At 70.5% G+C, this 17083-nt stretch carries 17 protein-coding genes and 1 pseudogene; 10 read left to right on the top strand and 8 right to left on the bottom strand.

What is annotated here, in order from left to right; translation table 11 throughout:
* Positions 1 to 164: 164 nt before the first annotated feature.
* Genes ACFYV5_RS10885 through xdhC form a run of 3 tightly spaced genes read left to right on the top strand, consistent with a single transcriptional unit; the run spans position 165 to position 4856 of the window.
* On the top strand, positions 165 to 1652 hold the full coding sequence (locus ACFYV5_RS10885; protein ID WP_389167823.1) for a xanthine dehydrogenase small subunit: 1488 nt from the start codon (positions 165 to 167) through the stop codon (positions 1650 to 1652).
* Positions 1649 to 4045: a xanthine dehydrogenase molybdopterin binding subunit gene (gene xdhB / locus ACFYV5_RS10880; protein ID WP_389166941.1), complete on the top strand. Its 2397-nt coding sequence runs from the start codon at positions 1649 to 1651 to the stop codon at positions 4043 to 4045. The genes ACFYV5_RS10885 and xdhB overlap by 4 nt, the downstream gene beginning before the upstream one ends.
* 1 nt (position 4046) lies before the next feature.
* A complete protein-coding gene (gene xdhC / locus ACFYV5_RS10875) occupies positions 4047 to 4856 on the top strand; it encodes a xanthine dehydrogenase accessory protein XdhC (protein ID WP_355114434.1) in 810 nt (269 codons plus the stop codon).
* A 92-nt stretch (positions 4857 to 4948) separates the two neighbouring features.
* Here xdhC and ACFYV5_RS10870 read toward each other — a convergent pair whose 3' ends face one another.
* The gene (locus tag ACFYV5_RS10870; protein WP_355114275.1) at positions 4949 to 5122 is read right to left on the bottom strand and encodes a CsbD family protein; all 174 of its coding nucleotides are present in this window, start codon (positions 5120 to 5122) and stop codon (positions 4949 to 4951) included.
* A 191-nt stretch (positions 5123 to 5313) separates the two neighbouring features.
* Here ACFYV5_RS10870 and ACFYV5_RS10865 point away from each other — a divergent pair, with 191 nt between their 5' ends.
* Entirely contained in the window at positions 5314 to 5475 is a 162-nt protein-coding gene (locus ACFYV5_RS10865) for a hydrophobic protein (protein ID WP_355114277.1), read from the top strand.
* 159 nt (positions 5476 to 5634) lie between these two features.
* On the opposite strand, the gene ACFYV5_RS10860 is transcribed toward ACFYV5_RS10865, so the two are convergent.
* Complete coding sequence (locus ACFYV5_RS10860; RefSeq protein WP_389167819.1) at positions 5635 to 6063, bottom strand: ATP-binding protein; 429 nt, start codon at positions 6061 to 6063, stop codon at positions 5635 to 5637.
* Positions 6064 to 6250: 187 nt separating this feature from the next.
* Positions 6251 to 6478, bottom strand: a complete 228-nt coding sequence (locus tag ACFYV5_RS10855; protein ID WP_355114280.1) for a DUF5133 domain-containing protein — start codon at positions 6476 to 6478, stop codon at positions 6251 to 6253.
* 339 nt (positions 6479 to 6817) lie between these two features.
* Here ACFYV5_RS10855 and ACFYV5_RS10850 point away from each other — a divergent pair, with 339 nt between their 5' ends.
* The 5 genes and pseudogenes from ACFYV5_RS10850 to ACFYV5_RS10830 all read left to right on the top strand — a co-directional run bounded on the left by ACFYV5_RS10850 (position 6818) and on the right by ACFYV5_RS10830 (position 10632).
* The gene (locus ACFYV5_RS10850; protein WP_389166937.1) at positions 6818 to 7186 is read left to right on the top strand and encodes an STAS domain-containing protein; all 369 of its coding nucleotides are present in this window, start codon (positions 6818 to 6820) and stop codon (positions 7184 to 7186) included.
* 117 nt (positions 7187 to 7303) lie between these two features.
* Positions 7304 to 8463 (top strand): annotated as a pseudogene (locus ACFYV5_RS10845) (PP2C family protein-serine/threonine phosphatase).
* A gap of 221 nt (positions 8464 to 8684) precedes the next feature.
* Positions 8685 to 9128, top strand: coding sequence for an ATP-binding protein (locus tag ACFYV5_RS10840; protein ID WP_389166935.1), 444 nt, complete (start codon positions 8685 to 8687; stop codon positions 9126 to 9128).
* 46 nt (positions 9129 to 9174) lie between these two features.
* Complete coding sequence (locus ACFYV5_RS10835; protein WP_355114287.1) at positions 9175 to 10089, top strand: RNA polymerase sigma factor SigF; 915 nt, start codon at positions 9175 to 9177, stop codon at positions 10087 to 10089.
* Positions 10090 to 10203: 114 nt separating this feature from the next.
* Positions 10204 to 10632 carry an ATP-binding protein gene (locus tag ACFYV5_RS10830; RefSeq protein WP_389166932.1) on the top strand — a complete coding sequence of 143 codons (429 nt, stop codon included), beginning with the start codon at positions 10204 to 10206 and terminating at the stop codon, positions 10630 to 10632.
* 156 nt (positions 10633 to 10788) lie between these two features.
* Here the strand turns inward: ACFYV5_RS10830 and ACFYV5_RS10825 are convergent, their stop codons facing one another.
* From ACFYV5_RS10825 to sigJ, 3 genes are all read right to left on the bottom strand, one after another.
* Positions 10789 to 12867: an HAD-IIB family hydrolase gene (locus tag ACFYV5_RS10825; RefSeq protein ID WP_389166929.1), complete on the bottom strand. Its 2079-nt coding sequence runs from the start codon at positions 12865 to 12867 to the stop codon at positions 10789 to 10791.
* Positions 12864 to 13403: a hypothetical protein gene (locus tag ACFYV5_RS10820; protein WP_389166927.1), complete on the bottom strand. Its 540-nt coding sequence runs from the start codon at positions 13401 to 13403 to the stop codon at positions 12864 to 12866. The genes ACFYV5_RS10825 and ACFYV5_RS10820 overlap by 4 nt, the downstream gene beginning before the upstream one ends.
* A 115-nt stretch (positions 13404 to 13518) precedes the next feature.
* Positions 13519 to 14472, bottom strand: a complete 954-nt coding sequence (gene sigJ, locus ACFYV5_RS10815) for an RNA polymerase sigma factor SigJ (RefSeq protein ID WP_389166924.1) — start codon at positions 14470 to 14472, stop codon at positions 13519 to 13521.
* A gap of 146 nt (positions 14473 to 14618) precedes the next feature.
* Here sigJ and ACFYV5_RS10810 point away from each other — a divergent pair, with 146 nt between their 5' ends.
* Positions 14619 to 15026 carry a hypothetical protein gene (locus tag ACFYV5_RS10810; RefSeq protein ID WP_389166923.1) on the top strand — a complete coding sequence of 136 codons (408 nt, stop codon included), beginning with the start codon at positions 14619 to 14621 and terminating at the stop codon, positions 15024 to 15026.
* Positions 15027 to 15052: 26 nt separating this feature from the next.
* On the opposite strand, the gene ACFYV5_RS10805 is transcribed toward ACFYV5_RS10810, so the two are convergent.
* Positions 15053 to 15670, bottom strand: coding sequence for a TOPRIM nucleotidyl transferase/hydrolase domain-containing protein (locus ACFYV5_RS10805; protein WP_389166920.1), 618 nt, complete (start codon positions 15668 to 15670; stop codon positions 15053 to 15055).
* 219 nt (positions 15671 to 15889) lie between these two features.
* On the bottom strand, positions 15890 to 16963 hold the full coding sequence (locus ACFYV5_RS10800; protein WP_389166918.1) for a hypothetical protein: 1074 nt from the start codon (positions 16961 to 16963) through the stop codon (positions 15890 to 15892).
* Between the last annotated feature and the right edge of the window lie 120 nt (positions 16964 to 17083).

The following is a 17083-nucleotide window of genomic DNA, read 5'->3' as shown; positions in this document are numbered from 1 at the left end:
CATTCCAGCTCTTCCTCCTTTTCCTCCACCCTCTCGTGGTACGCCGCTGTCGCGTGCCGCTTTTGCGCCCACTTCTGCCCTGTGGCGCCTCTGAACACAGAAAGCTGCCTGAAATTGGCGAATATGATGAATCGACGGATCGCGCACCGAATGGAAGGTCTGTCGTGGTAGCGGCGCGGATCACGGTCAACGGGAAAGAAACACCGATCTCCCCGGCTGCACCCCACACCACCACGCTGGATTTCCTGCGCGAGCGCGGCCTCACCGGCACCAAGGAGGGCTGCGCCGAGGGGGAATGCGGCGCCTGTTCGGTCCTGGTGGCCCGTCCCGGGGTGAACAAGCCCACCGACTGGGTGGCGGTCAACGCCTGCCTGGTCCCGGTCGCGGCGCTCGACGGTCAGGAGGTCATCACCTCCGAAGGCCTCGCCACCGCCGGCGAACCCGGAAAGCCGCCCGCCCTGCACCCCGTGCAGGAGGAGATGGCCGTCCGTGGCGGCTCCCAATGCGGTTACTGCACACCGGGGTTCGTCTGCAGCATGGCCGCCGAGTACTACCGGCCCGACCGCTGCGCGCACGCGAGCCCGGCCGACAGCGCCAACGGCGCCGATACCGAAAGCGCCGACGCCGAGCACGGTCCGAACGGCTTCGACCTGCACGCGCTGAGCGGAAACCTGTGCCGCTGCACCGGTTATCGCCCGATTCGTGATGCCGCGTTCGCCGTCGGTTCGCCCACCGACGAGGACCCGCTGGCGCGGCGTCGCGAGCAGTCCCCGCCGGAACCGGTCGCCACCGCATACACCCAGGACGACTGCGCGTTCCTCCGGAAGAGCACCCTCGCCGAAACGCTGCGGCTGCTGCGCGAGCGGCCCGACGCGGTGGTGGTCGCCGGCTCCACCGACTGGGGCGTCGAGGTCAATATCCGTTCCCGGCGGGCGAATTGCGTGGTCGCCGTGGACCGGCTGCCCGAACTGCGGGACCTACGCGTCGAATCCGAGCACATCGAGATCGGAGCGGCCCTGACGCTCACCGAGATCGAGCGCCGCCTCGACGGCGCCGTCCCGCTCCTCGCCGACCTGTTCCCGCAGTTCGCGTCCCGGCTGATCCGCAACGGTGCGACCCTCGGCGGCAACCTCGGTACCGGCTCTCCCATCGGCGACAGCCCGCCGGTGCTGCTCGCGCTGGAGGCATCGGTGGTGCTCGCCGATGCCGACGGTGAGCGCGAGGTCCCGCTGGCGGACTACTTCACCGGCTACCGGCAGAGCGTGCGCCGTCCCGGCGAGCTGATCCGCGCGGTGCGGATCCCGCTGCCGCTGTCGCCGGTCACGGCCTTCCACAAGATCGCCAAGCGACGCTTCGACGACATCTCCAGCGTCGCGGTCGCTTTCGCGCTCGACATCGAGGACGGGATCGTCCGCAGGGCACGCATCGGCCTGGGCGGCGTGGCCGCCACCCCGATCCGCGCCCTCACCACCGAGGCGGCTCTGGAGGGCGCGCCGTGGACGGCAGAGACCGTAGAGGCCGCGGCCGCGGTGCTGCGGGCCGAGGGCACGCCGATGAACGATCACCGCGCCAGCGCCGCCTACCGCTCCGCGATGCTCGGCCAGAGCCTGCTGAAGCTGTACGCGCAGACCACCGAGGCGGTGTCGTCATGAGTCATCTGTCCCAGCGTCCCGAGAAGCCCGTCGTCGGCCTCTCCATGCCGCACGAGAGTGCCGCCCAGCACGTCACCGGCACCGCGCTCTACACCGACGACCTGGTCCATCGCACCAAGGACGTGCTGCACGCCTACCCGGTCCAGGTCATGAAGGCCCACGGAAGGATCACCGCGCTGCGCACCGAGCCCGCGCTCGCCGTGCCCGGTGTGGTCCGCGTACTGACCGGCGCGGACGTGCCCGGCGTCAACGACGCCGGCATGAAGCACGACGAACCGCTGTTCCCGGACGAGGTCATGTTCCACGGGCACGCCGTGGCCTGGGTCCTCGGCGAGACCCTGGAGGCGGCGCGTCTCGGTGCGGCGGCGGTCGAGGTGGAACTCGACGAACAACCCTCCCTGATCACGCTGCGGGAGGCGATCGCGGCCGACAGCTTCCACGGCGCTCGGCCCGTGATGCTGACGGGAGACGTCGAGGCCGGCTTCGCCGGCTCCGCGCACGTGTTCACCGGCGAGTTCCAGTTCTCCGACCAGGAGCACTTCTACCTCGAGACGCACGCGGCGCTGGCCCACATCGACGAGGCCGAGCAGGTGTTCGTCCAGAGCAGCACCCAGCATCCTTCCGAGACCCAGGAGATCGTCGCGCACGTCCTCGGCCTGCACAGCCACGAGGTGACGGTGCAGTGTCTGCGGATGGGCGGCGGCTTCGGCGGCAAGGAGATGCAGCCGCACGGGTTCGCGGCCGTCGCCGCGCTCGGCGCCAAGCTGACCGGCCGGCCGGTCCGGCTGCGGCTCAACCGGACCCAGGACCTCACCATGTCCGGCAAGCGGCACGGCTTCCACGCCCAGTGGAAGATCGGCTTCGACGCCGACGGCCGCATCCAGGCCCTCGACGCCACCCTGACCGCGGACGGCGGCTGGAGCCTGGACCTGTCCGAGCCGGTCGTGGCCCGTGCGCTGTGCCACATCGACAACACGTACTGGATCCCCAACGCTCGCATCACGGGCCGCATCGCCAAGACCAACAAGGTCTCCAACACCGCCTTCCGCGGCTTCGGCGGACCGCAGGGCATGCTGGTGATCGAGGACATCATGGGCCGGTGCGCGCCGCTGCTCGGCCTGGACCCGGCGGAGCTGCGGGAGCGCAACTTCTACCAGCGGGGTCAGTCGACTCCGTACGGACAGCCGGTCGTTCAGCCCGAACGGATCTCCGCCGTCTGGGAGCAGGTCAAGGACAACGCCGGCATCGCCGATCGCCGGCGCGAGATCGCCGCCTTCAACGCCGCGCACCCGCACACCAAGCGGGCCCTCGCGATCACCGGGCTCAAGTTCGGCATCTCGTTCAACCTCACCGCCTTCAACCAGGGCGGCGCGCTGGTGCTGATCTACAAGGACGGCTCCGTCCTGATCAACCACGGCGGCACCGAGATGGGCCAGGGCCTGCACACCAAGATGCTGCAGGTGGCCGCGACCACGCTGGGCATCCCGCTGTACAAGGTACGGCTGGCCCCGACGCGTACCGACAAGGTGCCCAACACCTCCGCCACCGCCGCCAGTGCCGGAGCCGACCTCAACGGTGCGGCGGTGAAGAACGCCTGCGAGCAGCTGCGCGAGCGGCTGCGGCAGGTGGCCGCCACCCAGTTGGGGTCGAACGCCTCGGACGTACGCATCGTCGAGGGCGTCGCGCGCACGCTGGGCAGCGACAAGGAGCTGGCCTGGGACGACCTGGTGCGCACCGCGTATCTCCAGCGGGTGCAGTTGTCGGCGGCCGGCTTCTACCGGACCGAGGGTCTGCACTGGGACGCGAGGACGTTCAGGGGATCGCCGTTCAAGTACTTCGCCCACGGCGCCGCCGCGGCCGAGGTGGAGGTGGACGGCTTCACCGGCGCGTACCGCATCCGGCGGGTGGACATCGTGCACGATGTCGGCGACAGCCTCTCCCCGATGATCGACATCGGCCAGGTGGAGGGTGGTTTCGTCCAGGGCGCGGGCTGGCTCACCCTCGAGGACATGCGCTGGGACGCCAGTGACGGGCCGAACCGCGGCCGGCTGCTGACCCAGGCCGCGAGCACCTACAAGCTGCCGAGCTTCTCGGAGATGCCCGAGGAGTTCCACGTCACGCTGGTGGAGCACGCCACCGAAGAGGGCGCGGTGTACGGCTCCAAGGCGGTGGGCGAGCCTCCGCTGATGCTGGCGTTCTCGGTACGGGAGGCCTTGCGGCAGGCCGCCGCCGCGTTCGGGCCGAGCGGGATCAGCGTCGAGCTGGCCTCGCCCGCGACGCCGGAGGCGGTGTACTGGGCGATCCAGGCGGCTCGCCAGGGCGATGCCTCCCCTGACGGCGACGCCGTCGAGGGCACGCACCGCACCGACGCACAAGCGTTGAGCAGTGCCTGACATGACATGGGTCGGCACGGTCGCGCGGCTGCGAGCACGCCGGGAGCCCGGCGTGCTGGTGACCGTCGCGGCCGTGCGCGGCCACGCCCCGCGCGACGCCGGCGCGAAGCTCGTCGTGGCGCGGACGGAGACATGGGGCTCGATCGGTGGCGGCAATGTCGAGGCCGTCGCGATCGATCGGGCCCGGGAGATGATCGTCGCGTCCACGCCCGAGCCGGAGCTCATCGATTTCGCCCTGAACGACAAGGTGGCCAACCGTCATGGCGTGCAGTGCTGCGGTGGCACGGTGACGGTGCTGCTCGAACCGCTGCCGGTGGTACGGGCGGTGGCCATCTTCGGCGTCGGACACGTCGGTCTTGAGCTGGCGCGCATCCTGGCCCGTCAGGACCTCGACCTCCATCTGATCGACACCCGCTCCGACATCCTCACCGAGGAGCGGCTTGCCGTTCTGGCGGACGCCGTGGCGCAGGTGCACGTGCATCACACGCCGCTGCTGCCCGAGGAGGTGCTGGAGGAGTTGCCGCACGGCACCCACATCCTGATCATGACCCATGATCACGCCGAGGACGCGGCCCTGTGCGACGCCGCCCTGCGCACCACCCATCTCGGCTCCATCGGACTGATCGGGTCCGCGGCCAAGTGGGTACGGTTCCGCAAACGCCTCGCCACCGAGGGCGGACACGACGAGGCCACCATCGATCGGATCAAGACCCCGATCGGGCTGGCCGACATCACCGGCAAGGAACCCGCGACCATTGCCGTGAGCGTCGCCGCCGATGTGCTGCGCACCTTCGAGAACGAGGGGAGCTGACCCTCCCCGGATCGACGGGGACGCGTGGCGCCACACCGTAGAAGGGGCGGCTCCGGAAAAGCCCGGAGCCGCCCCTTCTCGCTGGGGTGACGTCAGTGCTTGAAGGTGTCCTTCGCCTTCTCCTTGGCGGTCCGCGCGTCGCCCTTGACCTGCTCCGCCCGGCCTTCGGCCTCAAGGGCCTCGTCACCCGTCGCCCGCCCGGCTGCTTCCTTGAGCTTGCCCTTGGCCTGCTCGCCCTTGGCCTTCATCTTCTGCTCACCGGACACAGCTGATCACTCCCTGCGCGATAGGTCATTCCTGACGACAGAACACCTGACCTCGAATCGCCTCCGTAAACCCGAAGAAGGAAAACTCGGACACGCCACTCCCATTCTTCGTCACGGGAAACAGGCAACCGTGAATTCAGGAGAATGGGGGAGCATGCGCGGGGTACACGGCGCTTCGGAGGTTGATAAGAATGGTTCCCCTTCTGTTGGTTCTGCTTCTCGCGCTGATTCTCTTCGGCGCCGGTTTCGCGGTGAAGGCGCTCTGGTGGATCGCCGTGATCGTGCTCGTCGTCTGGCTGCTGGGCTTCGTGGCCCGGCCGAAGGGCGGAACAGGTCGCTGGTATCGCTGGTAGACCTCGCCCGGTCGCCGGCGCGACGCACGACGGAGGTGTGGGCGCCACCCCTGACAGAGGGGGTGGCGCCCACACCTCCGCCTCCGTACGTGACGTGCACCTCGCCCCCGTATGCGACGTGCGCGCCGCGGGCCGGCGCGGCCCGGGCGCGAGGGCCGGTCACAGCCCGAGGGGCACGACCGCGCGGATCGTCTTGCCGTCCGGGCGGACCGAGACGGCCACCTCACGGCACAGCTGCAGCACGATGGCCCAGCCGAAGCCGCCGGAGGTCAGTTCCTCGTGGCGCTGGTACGACGGCACGTCGCTGCTGGCATCGGTGACGGACACCGTCGCGCTGTCGCGTGCGACGTGGAGCCGGAAGTCGATGACGCCGCCGGCATGCCGCTGGGCGTTGGTCACCAGCTCCGAGACGACGAGCAGCAGATCGTCGATCCGTGACTCGTCCACCGGGCGGGCGCCGGCGAGCCTTCGCCGGGTGAATTCGCGGGCCTGGGTGCAGGTGCGGACCGCCCGGCCGTCCCCGGCGCGGCGTCCACGAGGACGCGGGTGTGTCGATGTACGGGACCATGCTTTGCCCGGGGGCCGCATCATGGTTCCCCTTTCCTCCCGGTCGTCGAGTGTTCGTTCCCCTCTCGCCTTCCCGTCCTCACCCCCGGGAACCCCGGACGAGGCGTCAGGTCCCGTCAACACGCGGAAGGTTGCGGCACTCCGTGGAAACGATCGAACCCGGCACGCCCCTGGGAGGGGCCGTGCCGGGTTCGGGGGGTGTGCCGATTCAGGCCATCAGGACCGAGTCGTCCTCGGGACGTGCGCCGGGCAGCCGCAGGCGGGCGGCGATCAATGCCGCGTCCACGTCACGCGTACCGGTGGAGATGCACAGCGTGTACGCGATGTCGTCCATGCGCCGCCGTACCTCCGCGCTTCCGTTCTCCGCGTGCAGCACCCTCAGCGTCTCGTACTGCTCGATGAGGTTGTTCAGCACCGCAGGATGGGCCATCAACACAGTGGGTCTCCCCTCGCCGACAGGGCGCCGACCGCCCGGCTCGATCCGCCGGATACCCGGCGTCCCCGGTTGTATGCGGGCCGTGGCGGCAGGACCCCGTGTCCGGTTTCCGGAGCGCGGGGCAGACCAGGGTCACCTCGGGACCGGCTCGTTCAGGCCACTTGGTTCCCTCCGTTCTCCTGGTGTCGATCACGGGGGAGTAGTGTCATCTTTATTGCTGTATGACAACGGTCGAGGCCGGAGTCGTACAGGAGGGGCGGCGGCCTGATCGGCGTGCGGGTGACCTGACCGCATGTCCGACCGCATATCCACCTCCGTAATACGGAGAAAGCAGGGAGTATGACCGAGCGAGAAGTGAACCTGGACGTCGACGTGGAGATCCGTGCCGCCGACACGGCGGTGGTGTCCCTAGGAGGCGAACTCGACATCGAGACCGCCACTCAGCTCCATCACCATCTGGCCAGCCAGCTCCTCCAGGGCCGTCGTCATCTCGTCCTGGATCTCTCCTCCCTGGACTTCATGGATTCGTCCGGCCTGAACATCCTCATCAGGGCGGCACGGGACGCGCGAGAGGCCGGGGGCGACCTCCATCTCGTCGCGCCGACCCCGGCCGTGCGGCGCATTCTGGAGATCACCGGTCTGACGATGACGACACCTCTGCACGCCGATGTGGCGGAGGCGCTCGCGGCGGCGGGCCACGCGGCTTAGAGGACAGCAGGTGCGGTCCCGCCGGGGGCGGGACCGCACCGCGGGCAGAAGGAGAAGCGGGCACACGTGGACGAGATCACCGTCGTCGAGCAGGCGCTGCGCCGGGCCGCTCCCCACATGCTGATGAACGTGGTGGACGAGGCTCTGCGGAAGCACTACGGCGCGCAGCGGGTGGAGCTCCGGCTGGCCGACTACGCACTGCGCTCGCTCCAGCTCGTCGAACACCTGCCGCTCGCGACCTCGCCGGTACTGATCCACGACAGCCCGCAGGGCCGTGCCTTCGGCGCCCAGGAGCCGTACGTCACCCGTGACGCCGAATCCGTCTTCGCGCATCTGCCGGTCACCATCAGGGGGACCGGATGGGCGTCCTCACCGTGGCCATGCCGGCGGATCGAGACCCCACGCCCCTGCTGCCCGAGCTCCAGCACATCTGCGAGGCGCTCGGCCACGAGATCCTCGTGGCCGAGCGCGACACGGACCTGTACGTCCTGGCGCGGCGGGCCGCCCGGCTGACGCTCGCGGCCGAGATGCAGTGGCAGCTCCTTCCGGGGCGCTCCTGCGCCCGGCCCGAGTTCGCCCTCGGCGCGCACCTGGAACCCGCCTACGCCATCTTCGGGGACAACTACGACTGGTCGGCCTCGGCCGACCACCTGACCCTGACGGTCACCAACGGCATGGGGGAGGGCATCGAGGCCGCCCTGCTCACCAACCTCGCCGTCAACGCGCTCCGCAACGCCCGCCGAGCCGGCCTCGACCTCGCGGACCAGGCGGCGCTCGCGGACCAGGCCGTGTACGCGCAGTATCACGGCAGCGCCTTCGTCTCCGTACTCCTGCTGCGCTTCGACCTCGCCACGGGCGACGTGGAGGCCATCGACGCCGGCTCGCCCCGCCTGTGGCGGCTGCGGGACCGTTCCGTCGAGCCCGTCTCGTTCGAGGCTCAGCTGCCCCTGGGGATGTTCGAGGATTCCGTCTACGTCCCCGAGCGCTTCACGGCGCGCCCGGGGGACCGGCTGCTGTTCGGCAGCGACGGGGTGTACGACGCCGCCTCCCCCGAAGGGGAGAGTTACGGAGATCGGGCGCTGGCCCGCGCGCTCACCGCGACGAGGCTGCTGCCGCCCACTCAGGTGCCGGGTGCGGTCCTGCGCGAACTCGCCACGTACCACGGGAACGCCCCGCTGGAGGACGACGCGCTCGTCGTCTGCCTCGACTGGCACGGACGAGAGGACGGACGACAGGACGGAGAGGATGCCGGCCGGTCGGAGGCCGACGGCGGCTGAACCACGCCGTGCCGCCGAGCGGCGCGCGGTCGCGGGCGAGGGGCGAGGGGCGAGGGGCGAGGGGCGACAGAACGATCCGACCGATCCCACCGTCCCCACCAGCGGGAACGCGATCATGTCTCCCATCTCGGGCGCGGACGGTATGGAATGTGTGAGGGAGGGAAAACGCCCAGGACGGGGCGGCACAGCACCGCGCGAAGCCGCGTGAGGGAGGCAGGCCGATGACGGACGCGATCATGACGAGCCGTGCGACACGAGCACCCGCGCTGTGCGCGACTGTGGACTACGACGGCGTGGACACCGGCGACGGCATGGTCGCGTCCGCACGTGACTTCACCGCCGATTTTCTCGCCGCCGCACCGGCGGTGGGACGCGCGCGGGTGACCCAGGAGCGTGTCGACCTCGGGCGTCTCGTCGTCAGCGAGCTGGTGACCAACGCGGTGCGCCACGCGCCAGGCCCCTGCCGGCTGATGCTCGAACTGTTCGAGGACGCATTGGAGATCTCGGTGTTCGACCGCGTGGAGGCGTCACCCGTGCCCCGCGGCCACGACCCCGGTCGCGTAGGCCAGCACGGAGTCGAGATCGTCGTCGCCATCTGCGAGAGCGTGAGTGTGGAGCCCCATCCGTGGGGGAAGCGGGTCAGGGTCCGCCTTTCCCTCGTCTGAACCCGCCGTTTCGAAAAGAACACGCATGCTGCCGCGGAGTCGGGGTATGCGAGCAGCTCACGAGAAAACAGGTTGCCGACGGACGAAGGAGTCATCAGTGCTGACTACGGTGTCGACGGAGACGAGGACCGGCGTCGAAACAACGGTGGGGGGCCTGCCGGTGCTCGAGGTTCCCCGTAAGGTCGCGCCGAAGGACGCACGCGAGCTGTCGAAGATGTTCTTCGACAAGATGGCGGAACTGGAAGAGGGAACCCCCGAGTACCAGTACGCGCGCAATACGCTGATCGAGATGAACATGTCGCTCGTGCGCTACGCGGCCGGTCGTTTCCGGGCCCGCGGCGACGAGATGGAGGACATCGTCCAGGTCGGCATCATCGGACTGATCAAGGCCATCGACCGGTTCGACATCTCCCGTGAGGTGGAGTTCACCAGCTTCGCCGTCCCGTACATCGTGGGGGAGATCAAGCGGTTCTTCCGCGACACCTCCTGGGCGGTCCACGTACCGCGCCGACTGCAGGAGGCCCGCGTGGAGCTGGCCAAGGCGACGGAGGAGCTGAGCTCGCGTCTCGGGCGGGCACCGAGCGTGGCGGAACTCGCGGCCCTGATGAACCTCTCCGAGGACGAGGTGATCGAGGCGCGCGTCGCCTCCAACGGGTACAACTCCACCTCGCTCGACGCCGCCATCGGCGGCGAGGGCGAAGACGGCGACGCCGCGCTCTCCGACTTCATCGGCGTGGAGGACCCGGCGCTCGAGCTCTTCGAGGACTTCCACACCCTCGCGCCCCTGCTGGAGGAGCTCGGCGAGCGCGACCGGCTGCTCCTGCACCTGCGGTTCGTCGAGGAGCTGACGCAGTCGGAGATCGGCAAGCAGCTCGGCGTCTCCCAGATGCAGGTGTCACGACTGCTCTCGCGCAACCTGGAGCGCCTGCGCAAGGGCATGCTCGACACCGTGGGGGGATGAACCTTCCAGGAGAACGGAACGGCCTCACCAACCCCCTTCTGGTGAGGCCGTTCGCCTGGCCGGACGACGGCCGAGGACGGTGAACGGGCTGAGGACCGCGAACGGGGACATGAGGTGACCGAGACGAGCACGGCCCGCAGCCGCGCGGGTGATGTCCTGCGCGCTGTGGTGGATTTCTGCGGGGCGGACGGCGCCATCGCAGCCGCCAGGGACTTCACCACGGCGTTCCTGGAGCGGTCCCCTACGCCTCGGATGCCCTGCCCGCCGGCGGTCGTCGACGCCGCCCGGCTGGTCGTCAGCGAACTGGTCACCAATGTCGTGAAATACGCCCCCGGTCCCTGCCGCCTCGAACTCGCGCTGCGAACGGACGCGTTGGAGATCTGCGTCCACGACACCCACCCCGTCACCCCGGTCGCCCGACCCCGCGACCCGGACAGGCTCGGGCAGCACGGCATGGAGATCGTGCTCGCGCTCTGCGTCGGCCTCGAGATCGAGACGGCCTCCCACGGCAAACGGATTCGGGCGAAGGTCCCCCTGGCCTGAACGTTCCGTCTGCGCGGAAGAGGGCCCCGGGGAGCGGGGCCATGGCGATCAGCCCACGAGGTGGCTCTCTCGCGCGGAGCCCTCCGAGGCGACCCCGGGCCGGGGGTGGTGCGCCATGATGGCGCCGTTTCGTGCCGGTGTCCCGCGCTCTACGCATCAGCCGCCGGGCGTCGGCTCGTCACGGATCGCGGCGATGACGGCGCGGGCCCACTCGGCCGGCGGGGGCATCGTCAGGAGACGGGCTAGACGCGTGGTGTTGGCGCGGCGCTGCGCGGGCGTCATCGCGAGGGCGACGCGCAGGACGTCGACCAGATCGTGGGCACAGTGCGGATCGGTCAGCAGCGCGGGGCCGCGGAGGTAGTCGGCCGCTCCGGCGTGACGGGAGAGGACCAGAACGCCCGAGCGGTCGGTCGCGGCCTGCGCGACGAGGAATTCCTGAGCGGTGAGGTTCATGCCGTCGGCGAGCGAGGTGACCCAGAAGACGTCGGCGGCCAGGTAGTGGTCGATGACCTCGGGGAAGGACAGCGTCCGGGGTACGTACTCGATCGGTGCCCAATTCCCGTCGCGCCACCGGGCGTTCAGCTGCCTGATGGCCCGCTCGAGGTACGTGCGGGTGGTGTCGTAGGCGCGGATGCCCGGAGCGGGCGGAGGGCACACCAGGCGGTAGCACAGCCGCCCGCGAAGCGCCGGCTGCCGGTCGAGGAGCGCGGCGACGGCGTCGATCTTCTGTACGGGCGCCTTGGCGTAGTCCAGCCTCTCCACCGACAGGACCGACAGAGCGTGAGGGGCCGTGGGGACGGCCGGCGCTCGTGAACGGGCGAGGTCGGCGACGGCCCGACGGTCGATGCCCAGCGGATGGACGCCGATACGGGGGACGCGGGGACATCCACCGAGCAGGCGCCGGAAGTTTTCGGCGAATTCGGGTGTGTGGAAGCCGGCCCAGTCCAGCTGGGCAAGGGACGTGCGCAGCTGCTCCGCCATCGGGAGACGCCGGAAGGTAGGGGGGCGGGGGAAGGGGGTGTGGTGGAACAGGCCGACGGCGAGGTCGGGTCGTTCGCGCTTGACCAGACCCGGGACGAGCCAGAGGTTGTAGTCGTGGAGCCAGACGATTCCGTTCGGCTCGGCGTGGGTGATCACGTGGCGGGCGAAGGCGGCGTTGAACGCTTCGTAGTCGGCCCACCAAGCGGCCTCGTGGCGGATCAGGTGGTCCTGGGAGGTCAGGGCGGGCCACAGCGTCTCCTTGCAGGCGCGGTGGAAGTAGCCGGCCCACTGGTCGGCCGGTACGGGAAGGAGGGCCAGGGGCAGCCGCGTCGGAACGGTCGCGGCCCTGGCGGCGTCGTCGGTGGTGGCGGCGGCCCACACGGCGTCCAGGTCGCCGTCGCCCGTGCTGAGGAGGGACACCAGCGTCGGCAGGATGCCGTTGGGGCTGCACGGCTCGCGCCACTGCCCCTCGGACCAGTGCACGGGTGGGCGGTGGTAGCCGATCACCACGCGCCTGGGGCGCTTCACCCAGGCGAGGCGCTCCAGTGCCGAGAGGATGGCGGCGGCGCCGTCGAGCGCGGGGCGGTGCACCAGCGGGTCGGTGGCCACGCGCGCCGACAGGCCGGGCTCGGCGTTCCCCATGACGACGCCGTGCGTCCCGAGCCGGAACAGCGACAGGTCGTTGAGGGAGTCCCCGGCCACGAGCACGCCGGACTCGGGCCAGTCGAGGTGACGCATGAGCCCGCGAAGGGCAGAGCCCTTGCCTGCTCGGGCCGGAAGGACGTCGAAGTACCGGTCGGCGGAGTACGTCCAGGCGCAGCCCAGGCTCTCCACGGCTGCCGTGATGTCGCGGGAGAGCTGTTCCGGCGCCAGGTAGTAGGAGCACCGGCCCTGTTGGTCGGCGTCGTGCTGGTACACGAGCTCGGGGAACCGGCTGAGCGCCGACCGTACCTGGTCGTGTCCCGGCCATCCGGCGCGAAGGGGCTCCTCCAGGGCCGGGACGTGGCGCATGTCGGTGGCGTCGACGACGCTCGCACCGACGTCCGCGATGATCCAGCGCGGGCGTGGCAGCAAGGGGTCCACGGCGAGGAGGGCCTGTACGGAGGGAAGGCCGCGGCCGGTGGCGTAGACGACCGTGATCCGTGGATGCCGGCCCAGCGCGCGGAGCAGCTGTCGGCGGCTGTCACGGTCCCCGCTCAGCAGGGTCCCGTCGAGATCCGTGACGAGAACCGTCGGCACCGGTTCCGTGGTCACCAGGCGGGGTCGTGCGTCACGGGGTCGATCGACATGGGGTCCATCGACACGGGCTCCCCGCACGGCTGCTCGCCTCGGCGATCGAAGCCGTCCGGGCGGGGCGGGAGTTGGTCGCGGACACTGCGCATGATGCGCCCGAGGCGGGCCGTTCTTGCGTCGTCGCTCTCTTCCAGCCGGTCGACGAGCTCGCGTGGAGCCGCCCGTACACACCGCACGAGTTCACCGAGAACCGCCGCGTCTGCGGCGTGGGGGAGCGGAGGCCCTTCGCGCAGCCGAGGCCGGTCGTACGTGAAGTACACGGTGTTGCTCCTCTCCTCCCCGTCGATGGCCACCACGGGCACGGTTCCGATGCCCTGCGGAATGGTGAAGGTGAGCGACAGTTCCCCGGGAGCGGATTCCTCCCCCTTCCATTCGCCTTCTCCCAGGACGTGGTCGCCCCAGAGGATGTGCCGGGTGCCGAGCAGGGGTCCGGTGAGGGTGACGTACTGGTGGAGGGATCCGCTGCAAGGGTCGATGCGTTCAATCTTCAACGACACGATCCGCACCTCGTTCCAGGAAGCATGGCGCCTGGTCAGTCAGATCAAGGGTCACCGGAAGACGCGTACCGCGCACGCGGGGAGGGCCTGAGAGGCTGACGTCTTCGCGGGCAGGTCAGCTCTGTCCGTACGCGGTCCACGGGCGGAGCTTCTCCGGATTGCGGACCGCCCAGATGCGACGGATGCGGCCGTCGGCGAGGCTGAACGCCGCCACGGTCACGGTGACCCCGGCGTGCTGGGCGACCAGGCCGGGCCGGCCGTTGACCGTCCGTTCCAGGAGCGTCGTCCCAGGGGCCTTACCGGCGATGTGGATCAGGTACTCGGCGATGCGCGCGCTGCCCTCGACCGGGCGGAGGACGGTGCCGACCAGGCCGCCGCCGTCGGCGATCATCGCGGCGTCCGGGTCGAGGAGGTCGACGAGGGCCTCGATGTCCTTGGCCTCCCACGCCTCCTTGAACTGCCGTACCAGACCGGCGTGTCCGGCCGTCGGGACCGCCGGAGCCCGTGCGGCGCCGATACGCCGGCGGGCCGAGGACGCCAGCTGCCGGCAGGCCGCGGGCGTCCGGCCGACGATCTCGGCGATCTCGGCGAAGGGGTAGCGGAAGACGTCGTGCAGGACGAACGCCACCCGCTCGGCCGGCGTCATCGACTCCAGCACGACGAGGAACGCCATGTTCACCGACTCGTCCAGGGTGACCTGGTCGGCGGGGTCGGGCGGCTCGGACCTGCCGCCGCTCACCCGTCCGCCGAGCCATTCCGTACGGTCGGGCAGCGGCTCGGGTATCCATTCGCCGACGTAGCGCTCGCGCCGGACCCGCGCCGAGCCGAGCACGTCCAGACAGATGCGACCGGCCACCGTCGTCAGCCAGGCTCCGGGCGACGCGATGGCCTCCTGCTGGGGCCGCGACAGCGCGTACCAGCGGGCGTAGGTCTCCTGCACGGCGTCCTCGGCCTCGGCCAGCGAACCGAGCAGGCGGTACGCGACATTGATCAGTCGGCGTCGCTCGCCGATGACCGTGCCCGGGCCGGGCTCGGACCGGGTGTGCTCCGGCTGGAACGAGGTACTCATGTGCGCGACCGCCCCCTGGTTCTTCCCGTCCGCTTCCGCACCGGACGACGAGGCCCGCGCGTCGCCTCACATTTCGTGGACCCACGTCGTCGAACCACCGAGACACTACCGATCCACCGCCGCGAGGCAGTAGAGGGGACCACGTCATGACCACACAGACGACGGCAGCACCGGGCAGACTCACCTTCCTGCAGGCCGCGGTCGCCCTGCAGACCTTGTCCCTCTTCTTCCAGGCGGTCACCGCCGGAATGCTGCTCTCCTCGTCCCTCGGCGCGGTGCTGCACGACGTCGGATCGCGCGTGATGTACGGCGCGTCGATGCTGTACGTGCTCGCGGCGATCCTGGCATGGCGGCCGGGCGGCGGATCGCCCCGCCCCATCCTGTACGCCTCCGGCTTCCTCGTCCTCGCCTCGGTGCAGGTGGTGCTGGGCATCGCGCACATGCCGTCGCTCCATGTGCCCCTGGGCGTCCTGATGTTCGGCCTGAGCGTGCCGGCGCTGGGCCAGGCCCTGTCCTCCACCCGCTCGGCGAAGCGCTCGGGCCCTCGGCCGTAGTCGTCGCCGCCGCTCTCGTGCGTCGGTCACACGCTCGTGAGGAGACCGTCGAGCGGGGCCGGTACCTTTCCGGGGTCGAGGGCCTCCACCAGGAGACGTCCGTAGCGGATCTTGCGGCCCTTCTTCGTGCCGAGGAAGCGCCGCATCTGCTGGTGCCGGGGCCGTCCATGCTGGGCGGGCTGGTGCAGGAAGGTCTGCCAGGCCCGCAGGTCGCCCTCGGCGCGGATGATCTCCTCGATCGCGGCCGGGCCCAGCGCGCGGATGAGTTCGTCCTCCAGGTCCGCGACGCACACGAAGAAGTCCCGGCGCGGCGCACCGGCCCGCTCCAGGCCGCGGTCGTAGAAGGGCCGCTCGCGCTCGTCGCACAGTCCCGTCAGACGCAGGCCGAGACCGGGCGGCCCGAGCAGACCGGCGTAGCGGGCGATGTTCATCGCCCCGCCCATCGGGACGACACCCACCCCTTCGGCGGTCAGATCCCGGCCGTGCCGTGCGGCCAGCGCCTCGACGGCCGCGAGGTCGCTCAGCCCCTCCAGCAGGACCGCCGTACGCAGTCCCAACTCCTCGGCCAGATCACCCGCCGGGCCACCGGGACCGCCGGCCGCCCAGCGGCCGACCGCGTTCAGGAACGCCCACATGTCTGCCATGGAGCGAGTCTGCACGTCACCCGACCGGCTCGGCACGCAATTTTCGCCGACCGGTCTCAACCGGTGGCAGTGCCGAACCAGGTGGGCAGCACACCGAGCAGATCCCGCTGGTCCCCACCCACCCACCCACGCCACATGGCCGTCCGGCCGCAACAGCACCGCGGGTACGTCAGTTCCAGAGTGGCAAGGAGCGCGTGACCTCCTTGCCTTTGTTTTTGGTCAGCACCAGCGCGTGTGCCGGCAGGGGCTCCAGCCGTCGCCACCGGAACCGCCGGAACCGCCGGAGCTTCCGGAACCGCTGGGGCGGCCGTCCGGGAAGACCCTCGTCCGGTTCCGGTCGCCCGGGTACGGGTCGAGGTAGTCCGGGTCCCCGTCGCCGTCACGGTCGGGCAGGTACGCGTCCCTGCCCCGATCCGGAGCGGGGCAGCCGTTGGCCGGCGAGGACAGGGAGAGCGTCACCAAGTAGACGTCGTCCGTGATCGGTTCGCCCTCCGCCGGGTCCTGCCGGCACACCCGCCAGTCGTCGTACTCGCCCTCGGCGGGCAGCACGTCGTTGCTGTACGCCGCCTCGGCACGCAGCCGCTTCTCCGGCACGCCCACGCCCACGACCTTCGGGACGGCCGTACGCCACGTCATCCACACGACCTCGGGCATCACCGGCCACGGCACCGCTCTGCCCTCGTCCTGGGGGCACGGTTCCTCCCGGCGTACGACGGCGAAGTCGACCGTGGGATCCTCCGGAGTGCCGCCCGCCTCCTGGAAGCACACCTTCCACAGCGAACGCGCCGACACGTCCCGCTTCTGGTCCGAGGCGTCGTGGTAGGTGACCGTGAAGCCCCTCTTTCGTGACCGAGGGAACGCCACGTCCAGTGAATCGCCCGTGAAATCGGGCACCGTGGGCATCGTCGGGGCCGGCGTCGTCCGCGCGGGCCTCGGGAAGAGACTCGGCCGCGAGGCCGGCTTCGCATCGGCGGCGCCCGCCGCTCCTGCCGGGGCGCGGTCCGGCTGGTCCGGGACCACCGCCCCCAAGAGCGCCATGGCGACGACGGTGGCCACGACCCGCCCCGCCTTGGGCCACGGATTGCGCCACCACAACAGCACCAGGGCGACGAGCAGCATCACTCCACCCAGCCGGTCGTTCAGCAGACCCAGCAGCGGCACCGCGGCGACCGCTCCGAGGCGTGCGCCGCCCGTCCGCCACCAGCGCTGCGCCGCCGGGGAAGCGGAAGGGGACGGGGGCGGCTCGTGGCTGTGGGGTCCGGGCATGGTGGCGCGGTCGCCCTTTCTGTTCATGCGTACGAGGATGGGTCCGCGCGCATCGTACGGGGAGCACGGAACCCTCCCCTCCGGCCGGTCGCCACCCAGGCCGCACACCGCCAACCCGCACGTGGCCAGGGGCGGGTGGGCTGTCCC

It is taken from the genome of Streptomyces sp. NPDC003035 (assembly GCF_042888285.1).
GTDB lineage: Bacteria > Actinomycetota > Actinomycetes > Streptomycetales > Streptomycetaceae > Streptomyces.
The sequence above is the reverse complement of the archived record's forward strand: the minus strand, read 5'-3'. Positions and strand labels throughout refer to the sequence as shown.